The organism is Heyndrickxia sporothermodurans (genome assembly GCF_003055045.1).
Taxonomy (GTDB): Bacteria; Bacillota; Bacilli; order Bacillales; family Bacillaceae_C; genus Heyndrickxia; species Heyndrickxia sporothermodurans.
Window position 1 is genome coordinate 188,772 of sequence record NZ_NAZB01000023.1, and the last position, 24,077, is coordinate 212,848.

Sequence of the window (24,077 nt, forward strand, 5' to 3'; positions counted from 1 at the left end):
AAGTCGATTTTTTTCCAAAATCGACTTTATCAATTTTCCGAAGAAAACATGTAATCCCTGTGGTAAAACCGGATGCTAAATATCAATCCTAAAGCTAACATATTCCCCATTAAAGAGCTTCCACCATAGCTGATAAACGGAAGCGGAATGCCTGTGATTGGAAGTACCTGGATGGTCATTCCGATGTTTTGAAACACATGAAAAGTAATCATACAAATAATGCCGGCGCAAACGTAAGAGTTGAATGGACTTTTTGTGAAAATGGCCGTTTTCGTTAAATGGTAAATTAAGAAAAAGTATAAACAAATAACAATACTTGCTCCAACAAATCCGAATTCTTCTCCAATTACACTAAAAATAAAATCCGTATGTCTTTCAGGTAAATAAACTTCTTTGTTAAAAAAGCCTTTACCTGATATTTCACCGGACCCGATAGCACTCATCGAGAGAAGGAGATGCCAGCTCTCTTCGGGGTAGTTTTCGGGGTAGAGCCAAGCATAAATTCGATCGAATTGATATGCTTTAACAGGAAGATATTTTACAAGTGTTTCAGGTGCCCATATGACAAAATATAATACTGTGCCCCCGATAGTCAGAATGGACGTATATAATGGTAAAATGATTTTCCAAGTAATCCCCGAAATAAGCACCAATCCGGCGACAATCGCAATTAAAACCAAACCGGTTCCCAAATCCGGTTGAAGTAAAATTAAAGCAAGTGGCAGCGCTGTAATTAATCCTATTTTTAGCAAAAGAAACAGATCTGTTTTTGTTGTTTTTACGGTCACTTTTTCATTGTGAGAGGCAATTATATTACTTACTGCAAGAATTAAGAATGTTTTCATGAACTCAGAGGGCTGTATTTGCCCTAATCCTGGTAATACGTACCAACTCGTAGCGCCATTCCTTTTAGGAACTAGACATCCTGTATCAATACAATGTGGTGCAACGAGCAATCCTACTAGTAATAAAATCCCAAATCCGTAAAAATAATAGGAAAGTTTTCGATACTGGCTAGGATCTAGAATGATAGCCATTCCGATTATCGTAAAGCCAATCACATACCAAACACCTTGTTGCAGAACAAAATTTCCTTTATATTGAGCAGATGTTTGTGCACTTGAAATAGAGATGCAACTAATTATTAAAAATAAGAACAAGATAAGCACTAATGTCCAATCAATCTTATCGATCACTTTTTGTTGCTTTTTCACTTTTTTCACCTAATTTCTATGTAACACATCAATAGTTATAGACGTCTTACTTTAAGAAAAGGTTTCCTTTTTTTATGTCCGTTCCTTTCCGCTCAATCCACTCTGTGCTGTTTTTAAAGCGTCAATCACTTGAAAACTTTTTAGATTTCTACTATATTTTTTTCACTTCAACATATTGGACATGTGATTGTTCCATATCTGATACAATAAATTCAAAATTCTCCCATTCCACAATATCACCTTTCTTTAAGTCATATTTCTTCGTAAGGAGCCAACCGCCGAGGGTGTCGATCTCTTCATCAAAAATATGGGTCCCTAGTAAATCGTTAACTTCTTCAATTAGCACTTTTGCATCTAAAATATAATGGGAATCATTAATCTTTCGAATGAGCGGAATTTCATCTGAGTCAAATTCATCACGAATTTCTCCGACGATTTCTTCAAGAATATCTTCAACAGTGACTAGCCCTGCGGTCCCGCCATATTCATCAAGTAAAATTACCATATGTGTACGATCTTTTTGTATTTTAGATAAAAGCCCTTTTATTGGGACTGTTTCAATCACTTTTGGAACAGGTTTTATATATTTTTCAATTGGGTTTTCTTCGAGACATTCATCAAAAATACAATCGGTTAAGACTTCTTTAATGTTTACAATCCCGATAATACTATCTTTATCACCGTTTGTAATAGGATATCTTGTGAACTTTTCAACCTTTGCAGTTTCTAAAATTTCATCAATTGTTGCTTCTTTTTCCAATGTCACCATTTCTGTACGCGGTACCATAATTTCCTTTGCAATTCGATTATCAAATTCAAAAATATTATTCACGTACTTATATTCGGATTGATTAATCTCACCGCTTTTTAAACTTTCCGATAAAATGATGCGAAGCTCTTCCTCTGTAGGTGCAATTTCACTATCCGAGGCAGGTTTTAGTCCGGCAAGTTTGGTTACGAGACGTGATGATTTGTTTAATGTCCAAATAAAGGGAAACATAATGCGATTGAACCAAACTAAAGGTTTGGCAACAAATAAAGTAATCTCTTCTGTTTTTTGAATAGCAAATGATTTTGGCGCCAGTTCACCTAATACAACATTAAAAAAAGTAATAAGGGCAAAGGAAATAATAAACGAAATAATGCTAGAAATGGACGGCGGAAAATGAATTTTTTCCAAAATTGGGTTTAATAACACTTGGACTGTCGGTTCACCTAGCCATCCTAATATTAGGGAAGTAACGGTAATACCTAACTGAATAGCTGATAAATAACTATCAAGATTGGAAATCACCTTTTTTGCTGTTATAGCTGACTGGTTTCCTTCCGCAATTAATTGATCGATTCTAGAAGTACGCACACGAACAATAGCAAATTCTGAAGCGACGAAAAAAGCAGTAATGGCAATAAGAATAATAATAATGATAAAATTGACTATTGGCATAGGACTGTTTTACTAATAAGTAAAACTTGCACCTCCTTTTATTGATAATGTACCCGAAAATCATACAGAATAAATCTAAATAAAAAAGGTTGCAAAACAATCGATGATAAAATATGTAGAAAATATTTTAAGGATTTATCATAAAAATTTGGTAAAATAAAAGTAACGAAAGTTTTTTGTGAAACAGCCCTTTCAAAATGAAGCTGTTTTTTACGTATCCCATTAGGAGATATTAATTCGGAGGGAACTCTATTGAAAAATCGTGTTGCGAATCGGGGAGTCATCTACGTTCATACAAATGTTGTGGATCATTATGTCTTATCACATGGCATTGATTTTTATGATTTTTATCAAGCCTTTCCTGATTTACCTAATCTTCTTTTACTAAGACATCAATTTGAGGATGCGAATTTTAATCTCCATACATTACTTGGTTATGTTGACGCTGAATTGATTCCGAAAATGACAAAAGACAACATTTATCATTATGAAGATTTTTGCTGGATTGATTTTGAGGATGAGGATACATTAAATCATCTAGATGGTCAGGAGATTGCAGAATTATTATATTTAAGCCATATAAAATCTCACTTGCGTCTGCCATTTTATCGAAAGTTGAATAATCGGTTTGCCTATTTATCCCATGACGATGGCTGGGTTAACAAAACTTACTATCGTCGCTTTGATGACTTCTATACAACTTTAGGAACCACCATATCCAACCGGTTAAATGAAAAAGCAGAGAAAACCCTTCTTGGATTTAAAAAGAAAAAGGATATTCCTTCAATACCAGTCGAAATCCTTTATCCATTTATTGAAGATATGAAAGAGGGAATGCTCTTTGCGATTGAAGAGGCTACCTACACTAGAACTACTGTAGAAATACCGATTTGGGTCATTGGTGATTACTATGACATGGACGAAATGTACGAGGAATATAAGGAACGCGATCGGCGTCAATTAGATGGAAAAATTGTTTATGATCGAAAAGCTAAAGAATGGAAGGCTTTTGTGAAATAAAATGATCCAGCACAGAAATCGGACTTTTTACATAAGATAATTTAGGCAAATGACCTAAATCAACAATCAATGGAATAATGCTAAACTATTTGTAGTTATTATGATGGAGGAAAAACATGAAAACCAAATTATGCTTACTTTATGGCGGGAAATCTGCTGAACATCAAGTATCCTTGCAAACAGCAAAAGCAGTTATACAGGCACTTGATCATGAAAAATTTGATATCAATCCGATCTATATAAATACAGAGGGCAAATGGATAAAAGGGGAAGCAATTACAGGTCCGATTGAAAGTGTTAAAGCTTTAGAGTTTTCTACGGGAGAAATGATCGCTCCTAATGCACTTTCGACTTCATTAGTAAGTGCGCCTTCCGAGTCAGAGGCAAACAGTGGGTATGATGTAATTTTCCCACTTTTACATGGACCAAATGGTGAAGATGGTACTGTGCAAGGGATGCTTGAATTATTAAATTTACCTTATGTTGGAAACGGAGTTTTAGCATCTGCTGCCGGAATGGATAAAGTGATTATGAAAAATTTATTTGCCCAGGCAGGTTTAGAACAAGTTAAATATGTCTGGTTTATCCGCAATAATTGGGAAAGTAATCGCGAAGCTGCATATGAAAAAGTTGAAAAAGAACTAGGATATCCTTGCTTTGTAAAACCCGCAAATCTTGGCTCCAGTGTTGGGATAAGTAAATGTATGAATCGTAATGAGTTGGGAGCAGCCTTTGAAGAAGCTTTTCAATTTGATCGAAAAGTGATTGTTGAAGAAGGGATTATTGCTCGAGAAATAGAAATTGGTGTGCTTGGTAATGACGATCCAGAATGTTCTGTGGCTGGAGAAATTGTTCCTAAAAAAGACTTTTACGATTATAAAGCAAAATACGAGGATGGAAATACAGAATTAATTATTCCGGCTGAAATTTCGTCAGATACTTACCGTGAATTAACAAAAACGGCTATTCAAGCATTTAAAGCATTAGATTGTTCAGGCCTTGTTCGTGCCGATTTCTTTGTTACAAGCGAAGGGAAAGTGTTGATTAATGAAGTAAACACAATGCCTGGTTTTACACCATTTAGTATGTTCCCACTTCTATGGAAGCATAGCGGAGTTGAATATCCTGCATTAATTGAACGATTGGTAGAGCTGGCACAAGAGCGACATAAGGATAAACAAAACATTAAACACACATTTTAATTTTCAATATCTATAAGGGTATCTCATAAATCAAGTAGAGACACCCTTATTATTCTTTTTAAATGCCTGGAGGAAATGAATAATGATTCAAAGAACGATCTCGCAGATAACTAAAATGATTAAGGTTGAAAATGATGTTTCCCCGTTTGCTGATACGATGATTAATGGAGTATGTATTGATACTCGAAAATTACAATCCGGGAATCTTTTCATCCCTTTTAAAGGCCAAAATGTCGATGGACATAAATATGTCGAAGATGCGATAAAGAACGGAGCAGCTGGATCACTATGGCAAAAGGATGTTCCTAATCCGCCTACGCATTTACCAATAATCATAGTAGAAAATACCGAAGTTGCCTTGCAAGAATTAGCAAGAAACTATCGCTCAGAACTTACTATTAAAATTGTTGGTGTTACCGGCAGTAACGGAAAGACAACGACAAAAGACATCGTAACCGCTATGTTAAGTGAGAAGTATGTCGTGCAAAAAACAGAAGGCAATTACAATAATCATTTAGGTCTTCCAATCACAATCCTTTCATTAAATGAAGAGACTGATGTTGCTGTCCTCGAAATGGGAATGAGTGCTAGAGGAGAAATCGAATTTTTGACGAAAATGGCAAAACCGGACATCGCGATTATCACGAATATTGGTGAAGCACATCTTCAAGATCTCGGATCAAGGGAAGGAATAGCTGAAGCTAAGTTAGAAATTACGAAAGGTTTATCTGAGGATGGATTATTTATTTATATCGGTGATGAACCACTTTTAAAAGAACGGGAACATTTATACAACAACTTTAGGGTGAAAACATTTGGGAAGTCTAAGTCGAATGATGTATTCCCAATTTATATTGAGAAAAAAGATCATGGAAGCATATTCTCCGTTAATATCGCACCAGATAAACACCTCTTTCTACCGGTTCTAGGAGAGTATAATGTTTTAAACGCTTTGGCGGGTATAATCGCAGCGCTTGAATTAGACTTGTCGCTGGAGGAAATAGAGTCCGGGCTAAAATCATTAAAGCTCTCAGCTATGCGAATGGAACTACATTCCGGAATAAAAGGAACACAAGTGATAAATGATGCCTATAATGCAAGTCCGACATCGATGAAAGCTGCCATTCATATGTTAGAAAACCTTGATCAGGATGAACGGAAAATTGTTGTTCTCGGAGATATGCTTGAGCTTGGAGAAAATGAAATCCAATTCCATAAAGAAGTGGGAAGTATATTAAATCCGGAAAAAATCCATTATGTTTTTACTTATGGAGAATTGGGAAAATATATAGCAGAAAGTGCATCGGAACAATTTCCGCCAACACGAGTTTTCCACTTTTCGGACAAACAAGAACTCATACAGTCATTAAAATCTATTATTAAAGGAGATGAATGGATACTTGTAAAAGGTTCTAGAGGAATGAAGTTAGAAGAGGTTGTTAAGTCCTTGATTGAAAATTAAAAGAAATTAAATTTTTACAGGGTCCTTATATTTTATTTGGTAAATAGGGAATAATAATCGGGAAGGTATTTCGTATTCATTAAATAAGAAGATAATTTGGGATTTCTTGCTCGTTGAAATCCCTGCTAATTAATGGTACGATACCCATACATCGTTTACACTTTTTGCCGCAACTCTTTATTTTACAAATGAGTGACTTTTTTTTGTATAGTATCGGGGAAACAAACCATTTTAGGTTTTCTTGGCCCTGTTAAGTAATAAAGGAGAATGAGAAGATTGACGAATTTTTCAGAGTTAAATTTAAGCCCGGCAATTTTAAAATCATTAAAACGAATGGGCTTTGAAGAAGCATCACCAATTCAAGCAAAGACAATCCCATTAAGTACCCAAGGAAAAGATATTATTGGTCAGGCGCAAACAGGAACTGGTAAAACTGCAGCCTTTGGGATTCCGCTAATTGAAAAAATTGATACGAAAAACCCTAATATTCAAGGAATTATTATTGCTCCTACACGTGAATTAGCGATCCAAGTATCTGAAGAACTATATAAAATTGGATATGATGCAAGAACGCGTGTTTTAGCAGTTTATGGCGGGCAAGATATTCAACGCCAAATTAAAGCGTTGAAAAAAGGTCCGCAAATTATTGTTGGAACTCCGGGTCGTATTCTAGATCATATTAAACGTCGCACATTAAAGCTTGATCAAGTATCTACATTAGTACTCGATGAAGCAGATGAAATGTTAAATATGGGATTCATTGATGATATTGAATCTATTTTATCTAGTGTTCCGGAAGAACGCCAAACATTACTTTTCTCAGCAACAATGCCGGATCCGATTCGAAGAATTGCTGAGAGATTCATGAAAGATCCTGAATTAGTACGCGTAAAAGCAAAAGAAATGACGGTTCCTTTAATTGAACAATATTATGTAAAAGTACAGGAAAGAGAAAAGTTTGACGTTCTTTCTCGTTTAATAGATGTTCAATCACCGGAACTTGCTATCGTCTTTGGCCGTACGAAACGACGTGTCGATGAATTGGCAAATGCCTTAAATCTTAGAGGTTATACAGCGGAAGGTATTCATGGAGACTTAAGTCAAGCTAAACGTTTGTCTGTTCTGAGAAAGTTCAAAGATGGAAAAGTAGACGTTTTAGTGGCGACAGATGTTGCTGCACGTGGATTAGATATTTCAGGTGTAACACATGTATACAATTATGATATTCCGCAAGATCCTGAAAGCTATGTTCACCGTATTGGTCGAACAGGTCGTGCAGGTAAAGAAGGAATGGCCATTACATTTGTTACTCCTCGAGAAATGGGTTATTTAAAAACCGTTGAGCAAACAACGAAAAAGAGAATGATGCCAATGCGTCCACCAAGTTGGGATGAGGCATTTGAAGGGCAAATTCGCGTTTCAATGGAGAAACTAGCGGATATTGTGAAAGAAAATAATCTTAATGAGTATGCTAATGTCGCAAAGGAATTATTAGAAGAAAATGATGCGACGCAAATTGTTGCAGCTGCTCTTAAATTAATGACGAAAGAGCCTGATAAAACACCTGTCCATATTACAGAAGAGCGTCCTCTTCCATCGAAGAGAGATGGGCAAAGATCTTCCTCTAGACGCGGGAAACCATCTTATGGAAATAAAGGTGGAAGCGGTGGAAATGCCAACCGTAAGCCAAGAAGATCTGGAAGAAGAGAATTCAACAGAGATAATAATAAAGATTACAAAAGAGATCATAACAGATCATAAAACGCGATTATAAATTGATGTAATAGGGCCAAAAAAGAGTAAGCGATCAATACGCTGGCTATTATGAACATAGAGCTTGCAAACAAAAAGCAATCGGAGCGATGTCCGGTTGCTTTTTTTAATCCAATATTCATTTAAAAATGAAACAAAAGCTCTAGTTAAACGTATATATACATAGTCCATTAGATGGAGGTAGGGTATGGAAATAAGAGAACCTCAGAAAAGGATATCAAAGCTTGCTTTAAAGGTGTGGAAAATAACCGGCATCTTACATTCACTCCTTGTTTGGATCGGGTGTGCAGCGGTAATATTTATCATTTCTTTATGGGATTGGAGTACTTGGTTTACTGGATTAGCTCTAATCATCGCCTTATTGTATTCAGTTCTTTTTATATTCATCATTCCACAAATAAGATGGAAAAGATGGAAATATGAAGTGAGGGAACAAGAAATAGAATTACAACATGGCGTTTTTATTATTAAGCGGACGCTCGTTCCGATGATTCGTGTCCAACATGTTGATACTGTTCAAGGGCCGCTTTTACGAAACTACGATCTTGCTACAATAACGATTTCCACGGCTGCGACTGTTCATCATATCCCGGCTGTTGATATGTTTGAGGCTGATCGTTTACGTCATTCGATTTCTGCGTTGGCAAGGGTGGATGAAGATGATGTCTAATTATAAGAGATTACATCCGATCACCGCAATTTCAAATTTTCTTAATGAATTGAAACAATTGATTGCTCCGATTATCATCTTCCTTTTTATCGGTAGAGGAGGGCATAAAGAATCTATATGGGAATATATACCTATATTCTTTATGATGTTGATGATCTTAATTGTATTAATTTCAGGGATTGTGAAATGGCGCCGGTTTACCTATCGTTTGGAAGAGGGGGAACTGCGAATTGAATACGGTTTACTTGTAAAGAAAAAACGCTATATACCTTTCGAAAGAATTCAAAGTTTGGATTTATCCGAAGGAATTCTACATCGTCCATTCGGTTTAGTTAAAGTGAAAATTGAAACAGCGGGAAACAGCAATGTAACAGAGGCGGAGGCTGAGTTAACAGCGATTAAAAAAAGCGAAGCCGATGAAATTCAACAGATTATAACAGAGGCGAAAAAGTCATCGGTAAAAATTGAAACTAATGATGTCACATTTGATGTCGAACAATCAAATGAAATCATTTATCAAATTTCTAATAAAGAAATGTTTATTATGGCATCTACCTCCGGAGGCGCAGGTGTGATTGTATCGGCTTTGTTAGCCTTTATCTCACAATTTAATGAAATGATCCCTTATGAAAAAATATTTAAAGAGCTGAGTCACCTCGTTGAAAGTGGTGTATTTCTAATTATATTTTTAATCGTACTAATTCTGTTAGTTGCTTGGATCGGATCAATTGTTGTTACATTGATTAAATATAATGGGTTTACAACGAAACTAAGTGATGGCAACTTCATTATTACTAGAGGGTTATTAGAAAGACGTCAAACGACCATTCCTCTTCATCGAATTCAAGCGGTACGCATTACTGAAAACCCGCTAAGACAATTATGGGGCTACGCATCGGTATTTATTGAAAGTGCCGGCGGTTCGGTTGCAGATAAAGAAAGTATGAATGTCGTACTTATTCCAATAGTGAAAAAAAGCAAAATCCCCAGTATTTTAGGTGATGTTTTAACAGACTATAATTTTCATACTTCTTTTCATAAAGCACCAAGTCGTGCGAAAAATCGATATATCATTCGCGAAATATTGAAAGTTCTCCCTATATCAGCAGGTTTAGCCATCGCCTTCTGGCCCATTGGTTTATTAAGTATAATATTATTAGCATTCTTTGCAGTCTTCGGTCTTTTGCGCTATCGTGCTGCAGGATGGAGAGTGGAACAAGATCAGTTATCGCTTCGCTATCGAGGATTATTAAAACATACCATATTTATGAGGAAAAATCGTATTCAAAGTATGATGGTAAAACAAAGCTGGTTTCAAAGAAAGCTGCATTTAGCGTCAATCTTTTCCACAGTTAAGTCATCCGGGTCAGGAAAAACTTCAAAGGTTTATCACTTAGAATTATCAGATGTGAATAGGATTTATCAGTGGTATCGTAAATAAAAGACAATGGGCATCATCAAAAAAATTTATTGGATGCCCTTTTTTTTAGCAGTAAGATATACAATTCCCATCAAATAGCCCGACAATATTCCGAAAATATGTGAGATGATATTCACATTTGGTTCAAGGAAAGTCATAACGAGGGCAATGACAACAATTGGTATAATTACTTGGTGAATAGTCATCGTCAACATATGTTTTTTTAAAACAATCATCGCTAAATACATACCAAATAAACCAAAAATTGCCCCGCTAGCACCTACATGGCTATATGTAAGTGGTAATAAAAGATATGTAGCGATATTTCCAATCACTCCACAAATAAGATAAAATATGCAGAAAATCAATTTTCCTACTAATCTTTCTAAAAATGGTCCAAAGATGAGTAGGGAAAATGAATTAAATAGTAAATGTGGGAAACTCGCATGTACAAAAATGGGAGTAATGAGTCGCCAAAATTGTCCATCTGCTATATAAAGATTTACTCCGGATAACCATTGGAAAATGTATTTGTGAGGGATAAGTGGGATAAAATTCATTATGAACAACAATACATGTAGTAAAATAATAGTGCTAACGATTGGGTAGTTTTTTATATATTGAAAGAAACCTTCGTTACGAATATACATAGAATATACTCCTCTCGCAAAAAGTCTTGTACATCATATGCAACAACTTATAGTGATAGAAGGGATTGAATAAAATGATTCAAGGGATAGGAATAGATATTATTGAAATTGACCGAATACATCAATTAAGAACCCGTCAACCGCGATTTCCCGAAAAAATTTTAACCGAAAGTGAATTGGAACTATATTTAGAACTAAAGGAATCAAGAAAATCTGAATACTTAGCAGGCAGATTTGCTGCAAAAGAAGCTTTCTCGAAAGCGATGGGAACGGGCATAGGAAAGGAGCTTTCTTTGCAAGATATGGAGATTATGGTAGATAACAATGGAAAGCCCTACTTTCGTAAACCCCATGAAAAGGGTGTTCATCTTTCCATCACACATAGTAAGCAATTTGCGGCTGCGCAAGTTGTAATTGAGACAATATAAAAATTACTGCCCCTTTGCATATTCTTAAAGGTTGTCTCATATATTCATAGTGCGATAGGAGAGACAAGGCTTATTTGAACATTGCTATAAGTAGATGATGAAAGTCAGAGACTTTTGGTAATTGATTTATGCTGGCCTTTCTCTTCACCAACGAATATTACACTATGAAGGGGTTGAAGGGATGAAAAGAAAGGTTTGGATGCTTGTGATGGCTCTTGCAATAATGATCGTACTATCAGCTTGTGGATCCAAGTCGCAAGAAGATGTAGTAGGAAATTTAAAAGAAAAGATAGAGGACTTAAAAGGGTATAAGGCAAAAGCGAAAATGACGTTGCAAGTGGGAAATGAACCACAAACCTATGACATTGAAATTTGGCATAATAAGCCAAACTTTTATCGAGTACTTTTGAAAAATGATATAAAAGAGCAAAGTCAAATGATTTTAAGAAATAAAGAAGGGGTGTACGTATTAACACCTGCTCTTAATAAAAGTTATAAATTTCAAAGTGAGTGGCCACAAAACAGCAGCCAAGCATATTTATTTGAATCGCTTGTAAAAGATATTTTATTGGATAAAGATGCAACGTTTAAATCAACGAAAGACCAATACGTATTTGAAACAAAGACTCGTTACCAAAACAATAAAATGTTACCCTATCAGGAGATTGTTTTTAATAAAAGAAACTTATCTCCGAAAAGTGTGAAGGTTATGGATACAGACCGTAAAACACTAGTTTCTGTACAATTTACGAAAGTGGATTTCAATGCGAAATTCGATAAAAATGCATTTGACACACATAAAAATTTAACGAGTTCTATATTAGATGAAATACCTGCCAGTGCAAAACCAGAGGGAACTGAGTTAACGGTGAAATATCCTACTGCGAAAATTGGTGATACAGCCCTATTGGATGAAAAAGAAATTAATACAGAAAACGGGAAACGTGTAGTATTGACATACACTGGAAAAAAATCGTTTACGATGATACAAGAGAAGGCAGAAGCGATGCAAACGGCAACGATGGTTCCTACATCAATTGCTGATGCTGATATGGTAGATTTAGGATTTGCTATCGGTACTTTAACAAAAGGCTCCATATCTTGGACTCAAGATGGTGTTGATTATATGATTGCATCGAAAGAGTTAACAGAAAATGAATTAATTGAGGTAGCTCAATCGGTACAATCAGAACCCGTAAAATAAATGAAATATAACATAAAAAGAATAGTAAACAATATTTATGCAGACAGGTTCAGTTTTAAGGGAACCTGTTTTCTTTTTTGTCTGTTATATGTTTAAATAATGATGGAAATAATCATATAGGTTAATTAGGGAAGTGGATGGAATGAATGAAAAAACACCGTTTTTTCGAGATACTTGGGTCGAAATCGATTTAGATCAATTAATTAAGAATTTAAAGCAAATTGAAAAGCACTTACCTAGTGGAATAAAAATTTTTGCAGTAGTGAAAGCGAATGCTTATGGGCATGGGGATGTACAAATTGGTAGAGCAGCATTACAAGCGGGTGCTTACGGATTAGCGGTGGCTTTTCTAGATGAAGCCATTTCGTTAAGGAAAAAAGGAATCATGTCACCTATACTTGTTTTAGGGGCAAGCAGACCAACAGATGCATATATAGCTGCCCAATATAATATTTCATTAACTGTTTTTCAAAAAGAGTGGCTAGAACAAGCAGAAAAGCACTTAAATAAAGAACAGAAGCTTCTCGTCCATGTAAAATGTGATACTGGGATGGGAAGGATTGGTGTAAGGGAAATAAGTGATTTAAAAGAGATTGAATCGTTTCTTCATCATTCAGATTGTTTTCAATTTGAAGGTCTATTTACTCATTTTGCAACGGCTGATGAACTTGATCAACAATACTATAATCAGCAGCTTTTCAAATTTAAAGAAATGGTAGCAGCATTAAATGAAAAACCTCCATTTATTCATTGTGCAAACAGTGCTACATCCTTACGTTTTGATCAATCCGAATTTAATGCGGTAAGATATGGGATTGGAATGTATGGGCTTTCCCCGTCCGAAGAAATGAAAAGCGTTCTTCCGTTTCCTTTGCATGAGGTGTTTTCACTTCATACGAGGATTTCAAACGTGAAAAAGGTTCCACCGGGTGAAGGGGTTAGTTACGGTTCTGTCTATAAAACGGAGCAAGAGGAATGGATAGGAACACTCCAAATAGGGTATGCAGACGGATGGATCCGTAAATTACAAGGCCAAGAAGTGCTCGTGGAAGGAGAAAGAGTGCCGATTGTAGGTCGTATTTGTATGGATCAATGCATGATCAGGCTAAAACGTGAAGTACCGATTGGAACAAAAGCAACATTAGTCGGAAAACAAGGAACTGAATACATCTCGATGGATGAGATAGCAAAAAAACTTGAAACCATCAATTATGAAATACCATGTTTAATTTCAACAAGAATCCCTAGAGTATACATCCAACATGGTGAGATCATTGAAGTGGATAATCGTTTAATCTGATTGTTTTTATTAATCGTAATTATAGATGTTTAGAAAATTATTTTATCCATTTGCATATTTAATAGATTTTTTTGGCGATAATACTTAGGAATGCTTAAAATATATTTGCATATAGTAAATTTGGTGGTATTATTAAATTGGTATTTAAGAATCGGTGTGTAGTGATTGGTGGAGGTGTAGTTTGTGTCTGAATCCAGCGCAACAACAGAAATATTAATTCAGTTACCGCAACAATTGTTAATAGAACTTGATGGATTTGCAGAACAAGAGAATGTGAATCGTAATGAATTTATTTATCGCGCTACAAAAATGTATCTGCGTGAGCGTAAAAAAAGACAAATTCGTGAATCAATGAGACGTGGCTACATGGAAATGGCTAAAATTAATTTAGCGATTGCATCTGAGGCGATTCAAGCAGAATACGAAGCAGAACATACAGTAGAACGCTTAGTAAGCGGGGGTTAGTCCTTTGATTGTTAAGCGTGGTGACGTGTATTTTGCTGACCTTTCCCCTGTTGTCGGTTCCGAACAAGGCGGAGTACGTCCTGTTTTAGTGATTCAAAACGACATTGGGAATCGGTTTAGTCCCACTGTAATTGTTGCTGCTATTACAGCGCAAATCCAAAAAGCAAAACTTCCTACACATGTTGAAATTGATGCAAAGCGTTATGGCTTTGAACGCGATTCTGTTATTTTGCTTGAACAAATTCGCACAATTGATAAACAACGCTTAACAGACAAAATCACACATTTAGACGAAGAAATGATGGAAAAAGTGGACGATGCATTACAAATTAGTTTAGGACTTATTGAATTTTAATAGGATGAATCAGCAAAGAAACACTCAATTAGATGGGGGTTTCTTTTTTTTATAAGTATAAAAAGTGGTAGGAAAAACGACTTATTTTGTCTAAAAAAGGATATAAAAAATATTTTAGTTATTTATTTTTTGATAACATAAATATAGATAAGAGATGGAAAAGGAAGTAATTAGAAATAGATTTGAGATTGGAGAGGTCGAGGTGTACAATTTTTTAATAGAATATATTCCAACCCACAAAGACGAGATTTTAGAAGAGTGGATGAAACGAATGAAAAGTGACGAGGATGAGCGCTTTATAAATGTTGTTTCCGATCAAGTATTTGTTAATACGAGCAGTGAGTTTGTTAATGTCATATTATCGAGATTAACGGATTCAAGTGAAAACTATAACGAAAAACTTACTGATTTCGCAGAAAGGCTTGTTCGACTTGGTTGGCCTTTAACTTTTGTTACTTCTGGGATAGCTACATTAAATAAAGTAATTTTTGAAAAGGTAAATGAAACTAAACTGTTTTCTTCGGAGAAAAAACTCGAATACTTTACCATTTTTGAAAATTGGATGACGCCAATAAATAATGAAATTATTAAAGCATATAACAGTACTTGGGAAAGGACCGTTTCTTTACAAAAAATTGCTCTCCAAGAATTGTCAGCACCATTAATTCCTGTATTTGAAAAAATATCGGTTATGCCTCTTGTTGGGACAATCGATACCGAAAGAGCGAAACTGATTATGGAAAACCTATTAAACGGAGTGGTAAAACATCGTGCGGAAGTCGTGTTAATCGATATTACCGGTGTTCCCGTAGTTGATACGATGGTAGCTCACCATATTATTCAAGCAGCTGATGCTGTTCGTTTAGTAGGCGCCAAATGTATGTTAGTAGGAATCCGCCCTGAAATTGCACAAACAATCGTTAACCTGGGAATTAATTTGTCACAAATCATTACAACGAGTACATTAAGAAAAGGCATAGAGAAAGCATTGGAAATAACAAATCGAAAAATTGTGAAGTGGGAGGGTGCACTGTGAGGATACCGATTTTAAAACTAAAAGATTGTTTGCTTATATCCATTCAATGGGAACTGGATGATCAAACGGCATTAGAGTTTCAAGAGGATCTATTACATAAAATTCATACAACAAGTGCACGTGGTGTTGTGATCGATATTACTTCCATCGATTTTATCGACTCTTTTATAGCGAAGGTTCTTGGAGATGTCATAAGTATGTCAAAACTTATGGGGGCAAAAGTTGTTATAACTGGGATTCAGCCAGCCGTCGCAATCACCTTGATTGAACTGGGGATTAGGTTGGATGATGTTCTAACTGCAATAGACCTAGATAATGGTTTAGAGAAATTACAACAGGAACTGGGGGATTAACTTTATGGAGCTCCAATCCTGCGTAGAGATATTAAATGAGTGGGACATCGTTGCGGTTCGACAATTAGGTCGAAACGTAGCTAAAGAGTTACACTTTGGAATAGTTGATCAAGCAAGAATTACAACAGCGATTAGTGAATTGGCAAGAAATATATTTCTTTATGCCGGTCAAGGACAAATTTGTATTGAAAAGGAAATTAAAGATGGAAAAATCGGTTTGAAAATCATTGCAAAAGATGAAGGGCCTGGAATCAATGATATTCGGAAAGTAATGGAGGATGGTTTCTCTACGTCAGGTGGATTAGGTGCTGGTTTGCCCGGGGTCAAACGCCTTATGGACGAATTTGATATAGACTCAACACCAAACAAGGGTACGACTATTATAGCGATCAAATGGCTCCGCTAGAAAGGAGTAATTTATGGACTCTAAAACAGTACTTGAACAAAAATATAAAGAGATTATAAAAAGTTATTTAGAAAATCAAAATGAACAAGTGTTATATCATGCTCAACAGCTTAGCCGAAAATCGATTGAATACCGTATATCTCCTGAAGAAATTATTAATTGGCATCGCACAATAATGCATGAAATTGAACCGAGCGTACCGAGCAGTATTCTTAGGTCCTTTGATGTTCTTCTTGAATTAATGATGGGATATGGATTAGCTTACAGAGAGCATCAAAGCTTAAGAAGTCAACAACAAGAGTTAAAAACGGAAATAGAAATAGCTGCAAGCATGCAAAAGACCTTATTAGGGACAAAAATTCCACAAACGGATTTCTTGGATATAGGGGCTATTAGTGTACCTGCTAAACATATGAGTGGGGACTATTTTCATTTTGTAACGGATGAAAATGGATGCATTGGTGTTGCTATTGCAGATGTGATAGGGAAAGGAATCCCTGCTGCATTATGTATGTCCATGATTAAGTATGCGATGGACAGTTTACAAGGGAATGGCGAACCCAATATTATTCTAGAAAGCTTAAATAGGGTTGTTGAACAAAATGTGGACCCAAATATGTTCATTACAATGTTTTATGGATTGTATAATCCATTGAATCATTATCTATCCTATTCGTCTGCGGGGCATGAACCGGGATTTTATTATGACTCAAACAGACGTGAATTCACGGACTTATATGCAAAAGGATTATTGCTTGGAATAGAAAAGAATACTAAATACCGACAATATAAAAAATTTATTCAAAAAAACGATCTCATTATTTTACTTTCAGATGGGGTCACCGAGTGTCGCACAAATGAGGGATTTATCGAACGAAACACTTTGACGCATTTAATTGGAAAATATATCCATCTACCAGCACAAGAAATTGTAACGAATGTGTATAAAGAGTTAGAAAGACTTCAGGCTTTTCAACTTCGAGATGATTTCACTTTAATTATTTTAAAAAGAATAATTTAAAAAGGTTTAGCCTTATTATAATCGGGGTAAAGAAGAAAAAGAATAAACGTTTAATGAGGTGGACGTTATGAACATATCAATTGATATACAAGAAAGTGAAAATCATGTTCTAGTAAAAATTAATGGAGAAATTGATGCATACACCGCACCAAAATTAAGGGAATCACTTGTTCCTTATGGTGAAAAGGAAGAAATATGGATGTCGATTGATTTATCGGATGTTTCTTATATGGATAGTACAGGCTTAGGTGTTTTTGTTGGTCTGTTCAAAAGCATCCGCGCAAATAACGGAAAACTATATTTAAGTGGTTTATCTGAAAGATTAAAAAGGTTATTCGATATTACAGGTTTAACTAATATTATGGAAATTTATACCGAGGTAGAAGGTGGAGTATAATGGTGGAGGCATTCGATAACATCGAGATGAAGATTCCCGCAAAGCCAGAATATATTGGTGTCATAAGATTAACCCTTTCTGGAATTGCAAGCCGTATGGGTTTTGGATATGAAATGATAGAAGATTTAAAAATAGCAACTAGCGAGGCTATTACAAATGCAATTCAACACGCGTATAAGGAAGATGCAGCGGGAGAAATATTTGTCGGGTTCACCGTCTTTCCTAATCGTTTAGATGTAATGGTTGCTGATCAAGGCAGAAGCTTCGATGTTGAAAAGACAAAATCAGAAACTGGTCCGTACGATGAGAATGAAAAAGTTGAGTTTATGCGTGAAGGAGGCCTGGGGCTTTACCTAATCGAAAGTCTTATGGATGAAGTTAGGTTTCATTATAAGAAAGGGGTAACGGTCTTAATGACCAAATACCTTGAAGGAGAGCAGGTGGAGACCGATGCCCGAATTGTCTCAACCTAGTCAATATGGAAAAGAAAAAATCAATAGACTAATAAAGACATTTCAAGAAAGCGGGGATATGGACGCACAGAATGAACTTGTGATGCATTACAAAAAATTAGTGGAGTCCATTTCATGGAAATATTCTAAAGGTAAATCATATCAAGAAGACATTCTCCAGGTTGGTATACTTGGATTACTTGGGGCTATAAGGCGTTATGATGCTTCATATGGGAAAAGCTTCGAAGCCTTTGCTATTCCAACAATTATCGGAGAAATTAAGCGATTCTTACGTGACAAAACTTGGAGTGTGCACGTCCCGCGCCGTATTAAGGAACTAGGTCCGAAAATAAAAACAACTTCAGAAGAACTAACGGTCTTATTGCAGCGCTCTCCCCGAATTGATGAAATTGCTGCAAAGTTGGATGTATCCGAAGAAGAAGTTTTGGAAGCGATGGAAATGGGGAAAAGTTACCACGCCCTATCTGTCGATCATTCCATTGAAGCTGATTCAGATGGAAGTACTGTTACGCTTTTAGATATAGTAGGTCAAGAAGATACAGGTTTTGAAAAAGTAAATCAACGTATGGTTCTTGATAAAGTATTACATGTTTTAAATGAACGAGAACGAAAAATTATTCAATTAACTTATCTAGATAATTTAAGTCAAAAGGAGACGGGAGACAAACTAGGAATTTCTCAAATGCATGTTTCCCGGATTCAGAGGAAGGCGATTAAGAAATTACGTGATGCGATTAACGAAGAATCACGAGATAGGAAGAGTTCATCGGTATGAAACATTTGCAGCAAGAGCTGGTAGAAATTTATGCTTACCAATCAGCTAAAGAAGGAAAACCTTATTGTGGAGATAGTTACTATTTTACCGCTACCGAGGAATACTTTTTATGTGTCTTAGCGGATGGATTGGGCAGTGGTCGTTATGCTTATGAAGCGTCATCAGCTGTTGTAGAAGTAGTTAAAGACAATATGACTGATGATGTAGAAACATTAATGAAACGTTGCAATGAAGTGCTCGCACAAAAACGTGGTGCGGCAGTTGCTGTTTTAAAGGTGAACTTTTCAACTCGTGAATTCGAATATAGTTGTGTGGGAAATATCCGCTTTTATTTATATACCCCAACTGGCAAAACGATATATCCTTTACCAATAAGAGGTTTCTTATCCGGGCGTCCGCAAAACATTCGTACACAACGTTTTTTATATGAACCAAATTCAAAATTTCTTTTTCACACGGATGGTTTCGCAGTTAATAACACAAAAACGTTAATAAAAAGTTGCCAATCTGTTAAAATAATCGCCAATGAAATAAAAAATAAACAGTTCTCCAAAGAGGATGATTCTACGTTCATTATTGGAAGCTTGCGTTAATCGCAAGCTTTTTCCTTTTTATAAAGAAATGATAATATATGTTTAGCAGGATTGTTAGTGAATTTTAAAGAAGTAGGTGTTTGATTTGGAACAAACGGTTGAAAAAAAGATCCAACTGCAGCAACGTTTATCAAAAGAGCTATCTTTTTCGAACAAACAAATTTCAAATGTCATTGCATTACTAGAAGAAGGTAATACCGTTCCGTTTATCGCTCGTTACCGAAAAGAAATGACAGGCGCATTAGACGAGGTTCAGATTCGAGCAATTATGGACCGATGGAACTATATCCAAAATCTAGAACAACGCAAAGAAGAAGTTATTCGTTTAATTGATGAACAAGGAAAGTTAAGTGATGAATTAAAAAATAAGATTTTAAATGCCGATAAGCTTCAAATGGTGGAAGATCTATATCGACCTTATAAACAAAAAAGAAGGACAAAAGCGACGATTGCTAAGGAAAAAGGGTTGGAACCGTTGGCAACATGGATGATGACATATCCATCAGATAAAAATATTAATGAAGAAGCAGCACATTATGTATCCGAGGAAAAAGAAATACATACAATTGAAGATGCAATCATGGGGGCAAAGGATATTATTGCGGAGTGGATCTCCGATGATGCAACTACTCGTGATTGGATACGGAAAGAGACATTTAAAACGGGGATCGTTACATCAACATTAAAAAAAGAAGATAAAGACGATAAAAAAGTGTTTGAAATGTATTACCAGTACGAAGAACCAGTACGAAAGATTGTCCCACATCGTGTGCTTGCATTAAACAGAGGGGAAAAAGAAGATGTTCTGCGGGTCAACATTCAACCGGATCAGGAAAAGATAATTAGTCAACTATTCCGAAAAGTGATCAAGAATGAACAGTCTAGTGTCACACCATATGTAAAAGAAGCAATTGAAGACGGCTATAAACGACTAATTCAACCTTCCATTGAACGGGAGATTCGTAACGAATTGACGGAAAAAGCTGAAGATCAATCGATTCATATTTTTTCCGAAAATCTTAGAAATCTATTATTACAGCCCCCATTAAAAGGGAGAAAGGTACTCGGTGTTGATCCGGCATATCGAACAGGATGCAAGCTCGCAGTAGTAGATGAAACGGGTAAAGTTTTATTTATCGGTGTTATCTATCCACACCCACCAAAAGCAAAACCGGAAGAAGCAAGAAAGAAAATAATTGATATTATTAAAGAATTTAAAATAGAAGTAATTGCAATAGGGAATGGAACAGCTTCCCAAGAAACAGAACAATTTGTCGCTGAAATTCTAAAAGAAATAAATGATGATATTTCTTATATTATTGTTAACGAAGCCGGGGCAAGTGTATATTCCGCATCTGATTTGGCACGTGAAGAGTTCCCTGACCTTCAAGTAGAAGAAAGAAGCGCAGTATCAATTGCTAGAAGACTACAAGACCCATTAGCAGAGTTAGTGAAAATTGATCCAAAATCTGTTGGTGTGGGTCAATATCAACATGATGTCTCCCAAAAGAAACTAAATGAATCACTTACATTTGTTGTGGAAACAGCTGTAAACCAAGTAGGCGTAAATGTAAATACTGCCTCCCCCTCACTATTGCAATATGTTTCCGGATTAAGTAAAGCAGTTGCAAATAATATAGTGAAGTATAGAAATGAGACTGGAAAGATTAACAACAGAAAAGAGTTAAAAGGAATTCCACGTTTGGGCTCGAAAACATATGAGCAAAGTATTGGTTTTTTGAGAATCATTGATGGAGATGATCCGTTAGACAAAACTCCTATACATCCTGAGAATTATCAAGCCGTCAAAACATTGCTGGAAAAAATAAATTGTTCACCTAGCGATATTGGAACGGAAAAATTAAAAGAAGCGATAAGTTCTTATTCTTTAAGTGAATTATCAGAGCAATTAAATATTGGTGAGTTAACATTAAAGGATATTATAGATGCATTAAATCGTCCGGGGCGCGACCTTCGCGATGAATTACCAAAACCACTACTGAAAAAGGAAATTTTAAAATTAGAAGATTTAAAAGTAGGAATGGAAATGCAAGGAACCGTAAGAAATGTAGTAGATTTTGGTGCATTTGTCGATGTCGGAGTAAAAGAGGATGGACTTGTTCATATTTCTAAACTTAGTAATAAATTTGTGAAACATCCCTTGGATGTAGTTTCATTAGGGGATATTGTCACTGTTTGGGTAGAAAAAGTGGATACTCAAAAGGGAAGATTATCATTAACAATGCTACAAAGCTAGTAGCGTTGTAAACGTTGGCGTGTATACATACACGCCAATTATTTATACAGTTGTCATATAATTGGGTTATAAAATTTTTTGTTGATAAAAAAACCAACATTGATTGAGAAGCTTAATTTGATATCGATTTTTTTCTGAAAAAGCTTTTCGCATTTGATTTTGAAACCAAGTTGGCATAGGCAAAAGTCCTCCTTTAGTATTATCTACAATATGCTATAATAGTTTGTCATGTTCACGCAAAATGGAAAAAGGGGAACGAAAGATGAATGATCAAGAGCTTCAAGAACTAGTTGAACGAATATCTTTAAGGTTCTTTGGAAAACCTTTTAAACATGTTGCTTTATTTAATTCAAGGCTGCGTACGACTGGTGGGCGATATTTGCTAAAAAACCATAATATTGAGATAAACTATAAATATTATGTTGAATTTGGTGAAAAAGAATTGATTGGAATCATCAAACATGAGTTATGTCATTATCATCTTCATCTTGAAGGAAAAGGCTACCAACATCGCGACAATGATTTCAAAAAATTACTTAAAGAAGTACAAGCCCCAAGATTCTGTTCACCATTGCAGAGTGTACAAAGGAAAAAGTCCAAAGTAATATATAAATATGTCTGTAAAGGGTGTAAGACTATTTTTACACGTAGAAGGAAAGTGGATGTTGATCGTTTTGTTTGTGGCAAATGCAGGGGGAAATTGGAGATGAAATAAGTGTATGATAAGTTTTTGAAAAAACTTTTTAAAATGGGTTGACTTAATGTGTAATCGTAATTATAATTTTAAGAGTCGATAAGATGACATGTTATTCCGCAGTAGCTCAGTGGTAGAGCTATCGGCTGTTAACCGATCGGTCGTAGGTTCGAATCCTACCTGCGGAGCCATATAGGGGAAGTACTCAAGTGGCTGAAGAGGCGCCCCTGCTAAGGGTGTAGGTCGCGTAAGCGGCGCGAGGGTTCAAATCCCTCCTTCTCCGCCAGTTAATTAATTTTGTGGCCCGTTGGTCAAGCGGTTAAGACACCGCCCTTTCACGGCGGTAACACGGGTTCGAATCCCGTACGGGTCATTGTTATAAATAATAGTTTTGGTCCGGTAGTTCAGCTGGTTAGAATGCCTGCCTGTCACGCAGGAGGTCGCGGGTTCGAGTCCCGTCCGGACCGCCATTTTAAAAAATGATATTGGGCTATAGCCAAGTGGTAAGGCAACGGACTTTGACTCCGTCATTCGTTGGTTCGAATCCAGCTAGCCCAGCCATTTTTTTATTTTTTTATTCGAGCCATTAGCTCAGTCGGTAGAGCACGAACGACTAAACTTCGAAGGGAAGCTTCAGCGTACCAATCGAGCTGCAACTTGAATGATCTTTCTGAGATTGGGACGTCGTAGATGCTTAACCTAGTTCAGATTAAATAAAACTTCATATTTATATTCATGTAGAGCCATTAGCTCAGTCGGTAGAGCATCTGACTTTTAATCAGAGGGTCGAAGGTTCGAGTCCTTCATGGCTCACCATTAAATTTGCGCGGGTGTGGCGGAATTGGCAGACGCACCAGACTTAGGATCTGGCGCCGCAGGGCGTGGGGGTTCGACTCCCTTCACCCGCACCAAAAAACTTATTGATTTTTATCTAGTAGTTTGTTATTATATTGTATGTCACTTTTTAAGATGCGGTCGTGGCGGAATGGCAGACGCGCTAGGTTGAGGGCCTAGTGGTGGCAACACCGTGGAGGTTCAAGTCCTCTCGGCCGCACCAAAGTCTTTCAGAAAAGTAAATTGCTTTTTTAAAAAAATGCGCCCGTAGCTCAATTGGATAGAGTGTCTGACTACGGATCAGAAGGTTATGGGTTCGACTCCTATCGGGCGCGCCATTAAAACAATTATAATATGCGGGTGTAGTTTAGTGGTAAAACTACAGCCTTCCAAGCTGTTGTCGTGGGTTCGATTCCCATCACCCGCTCCAAAAAAAGTATTGACATCATTTTATAAAGATGATAAGATTTAAAAGTCGCTTCTATGAAAGTTGAAACAAACTCGAAAAGTTGTTGACATTAAACTTTTAAAATGATATAGTTAAAAAGTTGCTTCTTAAAAGGAAGTAATGATTGATCTTTGAAAACTGAACAAAACGAAACGTCAATTAATTTTTAACTAGAGCTATTTC

25 protein-coding genes and 10 tRNA genes are annotated in these 24,077 nt (G+C 36.1%); 31 read left to right on the top strand and 4 right to left on the bottom strand.

Features of this window, described 5'->3' with window-relative positions:
* Positions 1–29: 29 nt before the first annotated feature.
* Both B5V89_RS12110 and B5V89_RS12115 read right to left on the bottom strand, forming a co-directional pair.
* The gene (locus B5V89_RS12110; protein ID WP_108072210.1) at positions 30–1,214 is read right to left on the bottom strand and encodes an FtsW/RodA/SpoVE family cell cycle protein; all 1,185 of its coding nucleotides are present in this window, start codon (positions 1,212–1,214) and stop codon (positions 30–32) included.
* A gap of 151 nt (positions 1,215–1,365) precedes the next feature.
* Positions 1,366–2,658 (bottom strand): hemolysin family protein, encoded by a 1,293-nt coding sequence (locus tag B5V89_RS12115; RefSeq protein WP_066236165.1) that lies wholly within the window; start codon positions 2,656–2,658, stop codon positions 1,366–1,368.
* 252 nt (positions 2,659–2,910) lie between these two features.
* Between B5V89_RS12115 and B5V89_RS12120 the strand changes: the two genes are divergently transcribed.
* The 6 genes from B5V89_RS12120 (at position 2,911) to B5V89_RS12145 (ending at position 10,226) form a co-directional block, all read left to right on the top strand.
* Positions 2,911–3,678, top strand: a complete 768-nt coding sequence (locus B5V89_RS12120; RefSeq protein WP_108072212.1) for a hypothetical protein — start codon at positions 2,911–2,913, stop codon at positions 3,676–3,678.
* Positions 3,679–3,794: 116 nt separating this feature from the next.
* Complete coding sequence (locus tag B5V89_RS12125; protein WP_108072214.1) at positions 3,795–4,880, top strand: D-alanine--D-alanine ligase; 1,086 nt, start codon at positions 3,795–3,797, stop codon at positions 4,878–4,880.
* An 82-nt stretch (positions 4,881–4,962) separates the two neighbouring features.
* Positions 4,963–6,342: a UDP-N-acetylmuramoyl-tripeptide--D-alanyl-D-alanine ligase gene (locus tag B5V89_RS12130; RefSeq protein ID WP_108072216.1), complete on the top strand. Its 1,380-nt coding sequence runs from the start codon at positions 4,963–4,965 to the stop codon at positions 6,340–6,342.
* A gap of 276 nt (positions 6,343–6,618) precedes the next feature.
* Positions 6,619–8,103, top strand: a complete 1,485-nt coding sequence (gene cshA, locus B5V89_RS12135) for a degradosome RNA helicase CshA (RefSeq protein WP_066236173.1) — start codon at positions 6,619–6,621, stop codon at positions 8,101–8,103.
* 199 nt (positions 8,104–8,302) lie between these two features.
* Positions 8,303–8,785, top strand: a complete 483-nt coding sequence (locus tag B5V89_RS12140) for a PH domain-containing protein (RefSeq protein ID WP_108072218.1) — start codon at positions 8,303–8,305, stop codon at positions 8,783–8,785.
* On the top strand, positions 8,778–10,226 hold the full coding sequence (locus B5V89_RS12145; protein WP_108072237.1) for a PH domain-containing protein: 1,449 nt from the start codon (positions 8,778–8,780) through the stop codon (positions 10,224–10,226). Before B5V89_RS12140 ends, B5V89_RS12145 begins: the two co-directional genes overlap by 8 nt.
* Before the next feature lie 26 nt (positions 10,227–10,252).
* On the opposite strand, the gene B5V89_RS12150 is transcribed toward B5V89_RS12145, so the two are convergent.
* Complete coding sequence (locus tag B5V89_RS12150; protein ID WP_107920413.1) at positions 10,253–10,855, bottom strand: rhomboid family intramembrane serine protease; 603 nt, start codon at positions 10,853–10,855, stop codon at positions 10,253–10,255.
* 74 nt (positions 10,856–10,929) lie between these two features.
* Between B5V89_RS12150 and acpS the strand changes: the two genes are divergently transcribed.
* From acpS to B5V89_RS12220, 14 genes are all read left to right on the top strand, one after another.
* Positions 10,930–11,283 carry a holo-ACP synthase gene (gene acpS / locus B5V89_RS12155; RefSeq protein ID WP_108072220.1) on the top strand — a complete coding sequence of 118 codons (354 nt, stop codon included), beginning with the start codon at positions 10,930–10,932 and terminating at the stop codon, positions 11,281–11,283.
* A 181-nt stretch (positions 11,284–11,464) separates the two neighbouring features.
* Positions 11,465–12,487 carry a LolA family protein gene (locus tag B5V89_RS12160; protein WP_108072222.1) on the top strand — a complete coding sequence of 341 codons (1,023 nt, stop codon included), beginning with the start codon at positions 11,465–11,467 and terminating at the stop codon, positions 12,485–12,487.
* Between the two features lie 142 nt (positions 12,488–12,629).
* Positions 12,630–13,787 (top strand): alanine racemase, encoded by a 1,158-nt coding sequence (alr, locus tag B5V89_RS12165; protein WP_108072224.1) that lies wholly within the window; start codon positions 12,630–12,632, stop codon positions 13,785–13,787.
* Between the two features lie 183 nt (positions 13,788–13,970).
* Positions 13,971–14,252 carry a CopG family ribbon-helix-helix protein gene (locus B5V89_RS12170; protein WP_066236184.1) on the top strand — a complete coding sequence of 94 codons (282 nt, stop codon included), beginning with the start codon at positions 13,971–13,973 and terminating at the stop codon, positions 14,250–14,252.
* Positions 14,253–14,256: 4 nt separating this feature from the next.
* On the top strand, positions 14,257–14,607 hold the full coding sequence (gene ndoA / locus B5V89_RS12175; RefSeq protein WP_055741345.1) for a type II toxin-antitoxin system endoribonuclease NdoA: 351 nt from the start codon (positions 14,257–14,259) through the stop codon (positions 14,605–14,607).
* A 154-nt stretch (positions 14,608–14,761) separates the two neighbouring features.
* The gene (locus B5V89_RS12180) at positions 14,762–15,643 is read left to right on the top strand and encodes an RsbT co-antagonist protein RsbRA (protein ID WP_181294660.1); all 882 of its coding nucleotides are present in this window, start codon (positions 14,762–14,764) and stop codon (positions 15,641–15,643) included.
* A complete protein-coding gene (locus B5V89_RS12185) occupies positions 15,640–15,996 on the top strand; it encodes an STAS domain-containing protein (protein WP_066236187.1) in 357 nt (118 codons plus the stop codon). The genes B5V89_RS12180 and B5V89_RS12185 overlap by 4 nt, the downstream gene beginning before the upstream one ends.
* Before the next feature lie 4 nt (positions 15,997–16,000).
* Positions 16,001–16,402: an anti-sigma regulatory factor gene (locus tag B5V89_RS12190; protein ID WP_066236189.1), complete on the top strand. Its 402-nt coding sequence runs from the start codon at positions 16,001–16,003 to the stop codon at positions 16,400–16,402.
* 13 nt (positions 16,403–16,415) lie between these two features.
* Positions 16,416–17,423 (top strand): PP2C family protein-serine/threonine phosphatase, encoded by a 1,008-nt coding sequence (locus B5V89_RS12195; RefSeq protein ID WP_066236191.1) that lies wholly within the window; start codon positions 16,416–16,418, stop codon positions 17,421–17,423.
* 67 nt (positions 17,424–17,490) lie between these two features.
* On the top strand, positions 17,491–17,820 hold the full coding sequence (locus B5V89_RS12200; protein WP_066236193.1) for an anti-sigma factor antagonist: 330 nt from the start codon (positions 17,491–17,493) through the stop codon (positions 17,818–17,820).
* Positions 17,820–18,293 (top strand): anti-sigma B factor RsbW, encoded by a 474-nt coding sequence (gene rsbW / locus B5V89_RS12205; protein ID WP_108072226.1) that lies wholly within the window; start codon positions 17,820–17,822, stop codon positions 18,291–18,293. Before B5V89_RS12200 ends, rsbW begins: the two co-directional genes overlap by 1 nt.
* Positions 18,271–19,068 carry an RNA polymerase sigma factor SigB gene (gene sigB / locus B5V89_RS12210; protein WP_066236198.1) on the top strand — a complete coding sequence of 266 codons (798 nt, stop codon included), beginning with the start codon at positions 18,271–18,273 and terminating at the stop codon, positions 19,066–19,068. The genes rsbW and sigB overlap by 23 nt, the downstream gene beginning before the upstream one ends.
* Positions 19,065–19,661 (top strand): PP2C family serine/threonine-protein phosphatase, encoded by a 597-nt coding sequence (locus tag B5V89_RS12215; RefSeq protein ID WP_066236200.1) that lies wholly within the window; start codon positions 19,065–19,067, stop codon positions 19,659–19,661. Before sigB ends, B5V89_RS12215 begins: the two co-directional genes overlap by 4 nt.
* Positions 19,662–19,746: 85 nt before the next feature.
* Complete coding sequence (locus B5V89_RS12220) at positions 19,747–21,918, top strand: Tex family protein (protein WP_108072228.1); 2,172 nt, start codon at positions 19,747–19,749, stop codon at positions 21,916–21,918.
* Between the two features lie 66 nt (positions 21,919–21,984).
* Here the strand turns inward: B5V89_RS12220 and cmpA are convergent, their stop codons facing one another.
* Complete coding sequence (gene cmpA, locus B5V89_RS12225) at positions 21,985–22,095, bottom strand: cortex morphogenetic protein CmpA (RefSeq protein WP_107920420.1); 111 nt, start codon at positions 22,093–22,095, stop codon at positions 21,985–21,987.
* Positions 22,096–22,180: 85 nt separating this feature from the next.
* On the opposite strand from cmpA, the gene B5V89_RS12230 reads away from it, so the two are divergent.
* The 11 genes from B5V89_RS12230 (at position 22,181) to B5V89_RS12280 (ending at position 23,876) form a co-directional block, all read left to right on the top strand.
* A complete protein-coding gene (locus B5V89_RS12230) occupies positions 22,181–22,633 on the top strand; it encodes a SprT family protein (protein WP_066236203.1) in 453 nt (150 codons plus the stop codon).
* A 95-nt stretch (positions 22,634–22,728) separates the two neighbouring features.
* Positions 22,729–22,803 (top strand) — tRNA-Asn (locus B5V89_RS12235).
* 4 nt (positions 22,804–22,807) lie between these two features.
* Positions 22,808–22,898 (top strand) — tRNA-Ser (locus B5V89_RS12240).
* A gap of 15 nt (positions 22,899–22,913) precedes the next feature.
* Positions 22,914–22,985: transfer RNA gene (locus tag B5V89_RS12245), tRNA-Glu, on the top strand.
* Positions 22,986–23,005: 20 nt separating this feature from the next.
* A tRNA-Asp gene (locus B5V89_RS12250) sits at positions 23,006–23,082 on the top strand.
* A 16-nt stretch (positions 23,083–23,098) separates the two neighbouring features.
* Positions 23,099–23,173: transfer RNA gene (locus B5V89_RS12255), tRNA-Gln, on the top strand.
* A gap of 179 nt (positions 23,174–23,352) precedes the next feature.
* Positions 23,353–23,428: transfer RNA gene (locus B5V89_RS12260), tRNA-Lys, on the top strand.
* A 10-nt stretch (positions 23,429–23,438) separates the two neighbouring features.
* Positions 23,439–23,523 (top strand) — tRNA-Leu (locus B5V89_RS12265).
* 60 nt (positions 23,524–23,583) lie between these two features.
* A tRNA-Leu gene (locus tag B5V89_RS12270) sits at positions 23,584–23,669 on the top strand.
* Positions 23,670–23,707: 38 nt separating this feature from the next.
* Positions 23,708–23,784 (top strand) — tRNA-Arg (locus B5V89_RS12275).
* 18 nt (positions 23,785–23,802) lie between these two features.
* A tRNA-Gly gene (locus B5V89_RS12280) sits at positions 23,803–23,876 on the top strand.
* The last annotated feature ends 201 nt before the right edge of the window (positions 23,877–24,077 follow it).

Bases quoted from the DNA above. Each gene is read 5' to 3' on its own strand.
- B5V89_RS12115 (WP_066236165.1), bottom strand. From the start codon at position 2,658: ATGCCAATAGTCAATTTTATCATTATTATTATTCTTATTGCCATTACT.
- B5V89_RS12125 (WP_108072214.1), top strand. From the start codon at position 3,795: ATGAAAACCAAATTATGCTTACTTTATGGCGGGAAATCTGCTGAACAT.
- B5V89_RS12130 (WP_108072216.1), top strand. From the start codon at position 4,963: ATGATTCAAAGAACGATCTCGCAGATAACTAAAATGATTAAGGTTGAA.
- B5V89_RS12140 (WP_108072218.1), top strand. From the start codon at position 8,303: ATGGAAATAAGAGAACCTCAGAAAAGGATATCAAAGCTTGCTTTAAAG.
- B5V89_RS12145 (WP_108072237.1), top strand. From the start codon at position 8,778: ATGTCTAATTATAAGAGATTACATCCGATCACCGCAATTTCAAATTTT.
- B5V89_RS12150 (WP_107920413.1), bottom strand. From the start codon at position 10,855: ATGTATATTCGTAACGAAGGTTTCTTTCAATATATAAAAAACTACCCA.
- acpS (WP_108072220.1), top strand. From the start codon at position 10,930: ATGATTCAAGGGATAGGAATAGATATTATTGAAATTGACCGAATACAT.
- B5V89_RS12160 (WP_108072222.1), top strand. From the start codon at position 11,465: ATGAAAAGAAAGGTTTGGATGCTTGTGATGGCTCTTGCAATAATGATC.
- alr (WP_108072224.1), top strand. From the start codon at position 12,630: ATGAATGAAAAAACACCGTTTTTTCGAGATACTTGGGTCGAAATCGAT.
- B5V89_RS12180 (WP_181294660.1), top strand. From the start codon at position 14,762: ATGGAAAAGGAAGTAATTAGAAATAGATTTGAGATTGGAGAGGTCGAG.
- B5V89_RS12190 (WP_066236189.1), top strand. From the start codon at position 16,001: ATGGAGCTCCAATCCTGCGTAGAGATATTAAATGAGTGGGACATCGTT.
- B5V89_RS12195 (WP_066236191.1), top strand. From the start codon at position 16,416: ATGGACTCTAAAACAGTACTTGAACAAAAATATAAAGAGATTATAAAA.
- B5V89_RS12200 (WP_066236193.1), top strand. From the start codon at position 17,491: ATGAACATATCAATTGATATACAAGAAAGTGAAAATCATGTTCTAGTA.
- rsbW (WP_108072226.1), top strand. From the start codon at position 17,820: ATGGTGGAGGCATTCGATAACATCGAGATGAAGATTCCCGCAAAGCCA.
- sigB (WP_066236198.1), top strand. From the start codon at position 18,271: ATGCCCGAATTGTCTCAACCTAGTCAATATGGAAAAGAAAAAATCAAT.
- B5V89_RS12215 (WP_066236200.1), top strand. From the start codon at position 19,065: ATGAAACATTTGCAGCAAGAGCTGGTAGAAATTTATGCTTACCAATCA.
- cmpA (WP_107920420.1), bottom strand. From the start codon at position 22,095: ATGCCAACTTGGTTTCAAAATCAAATGCGAAAAGCTTTTTCAGAAAAA.
- B5V89_RS12230 (WP_066236203.1), top strand. From the start codon at position 22,181: ATGAATGATCAAGAGCTTCAAGAACTAGTTGAACGAATATCTTTAAGG.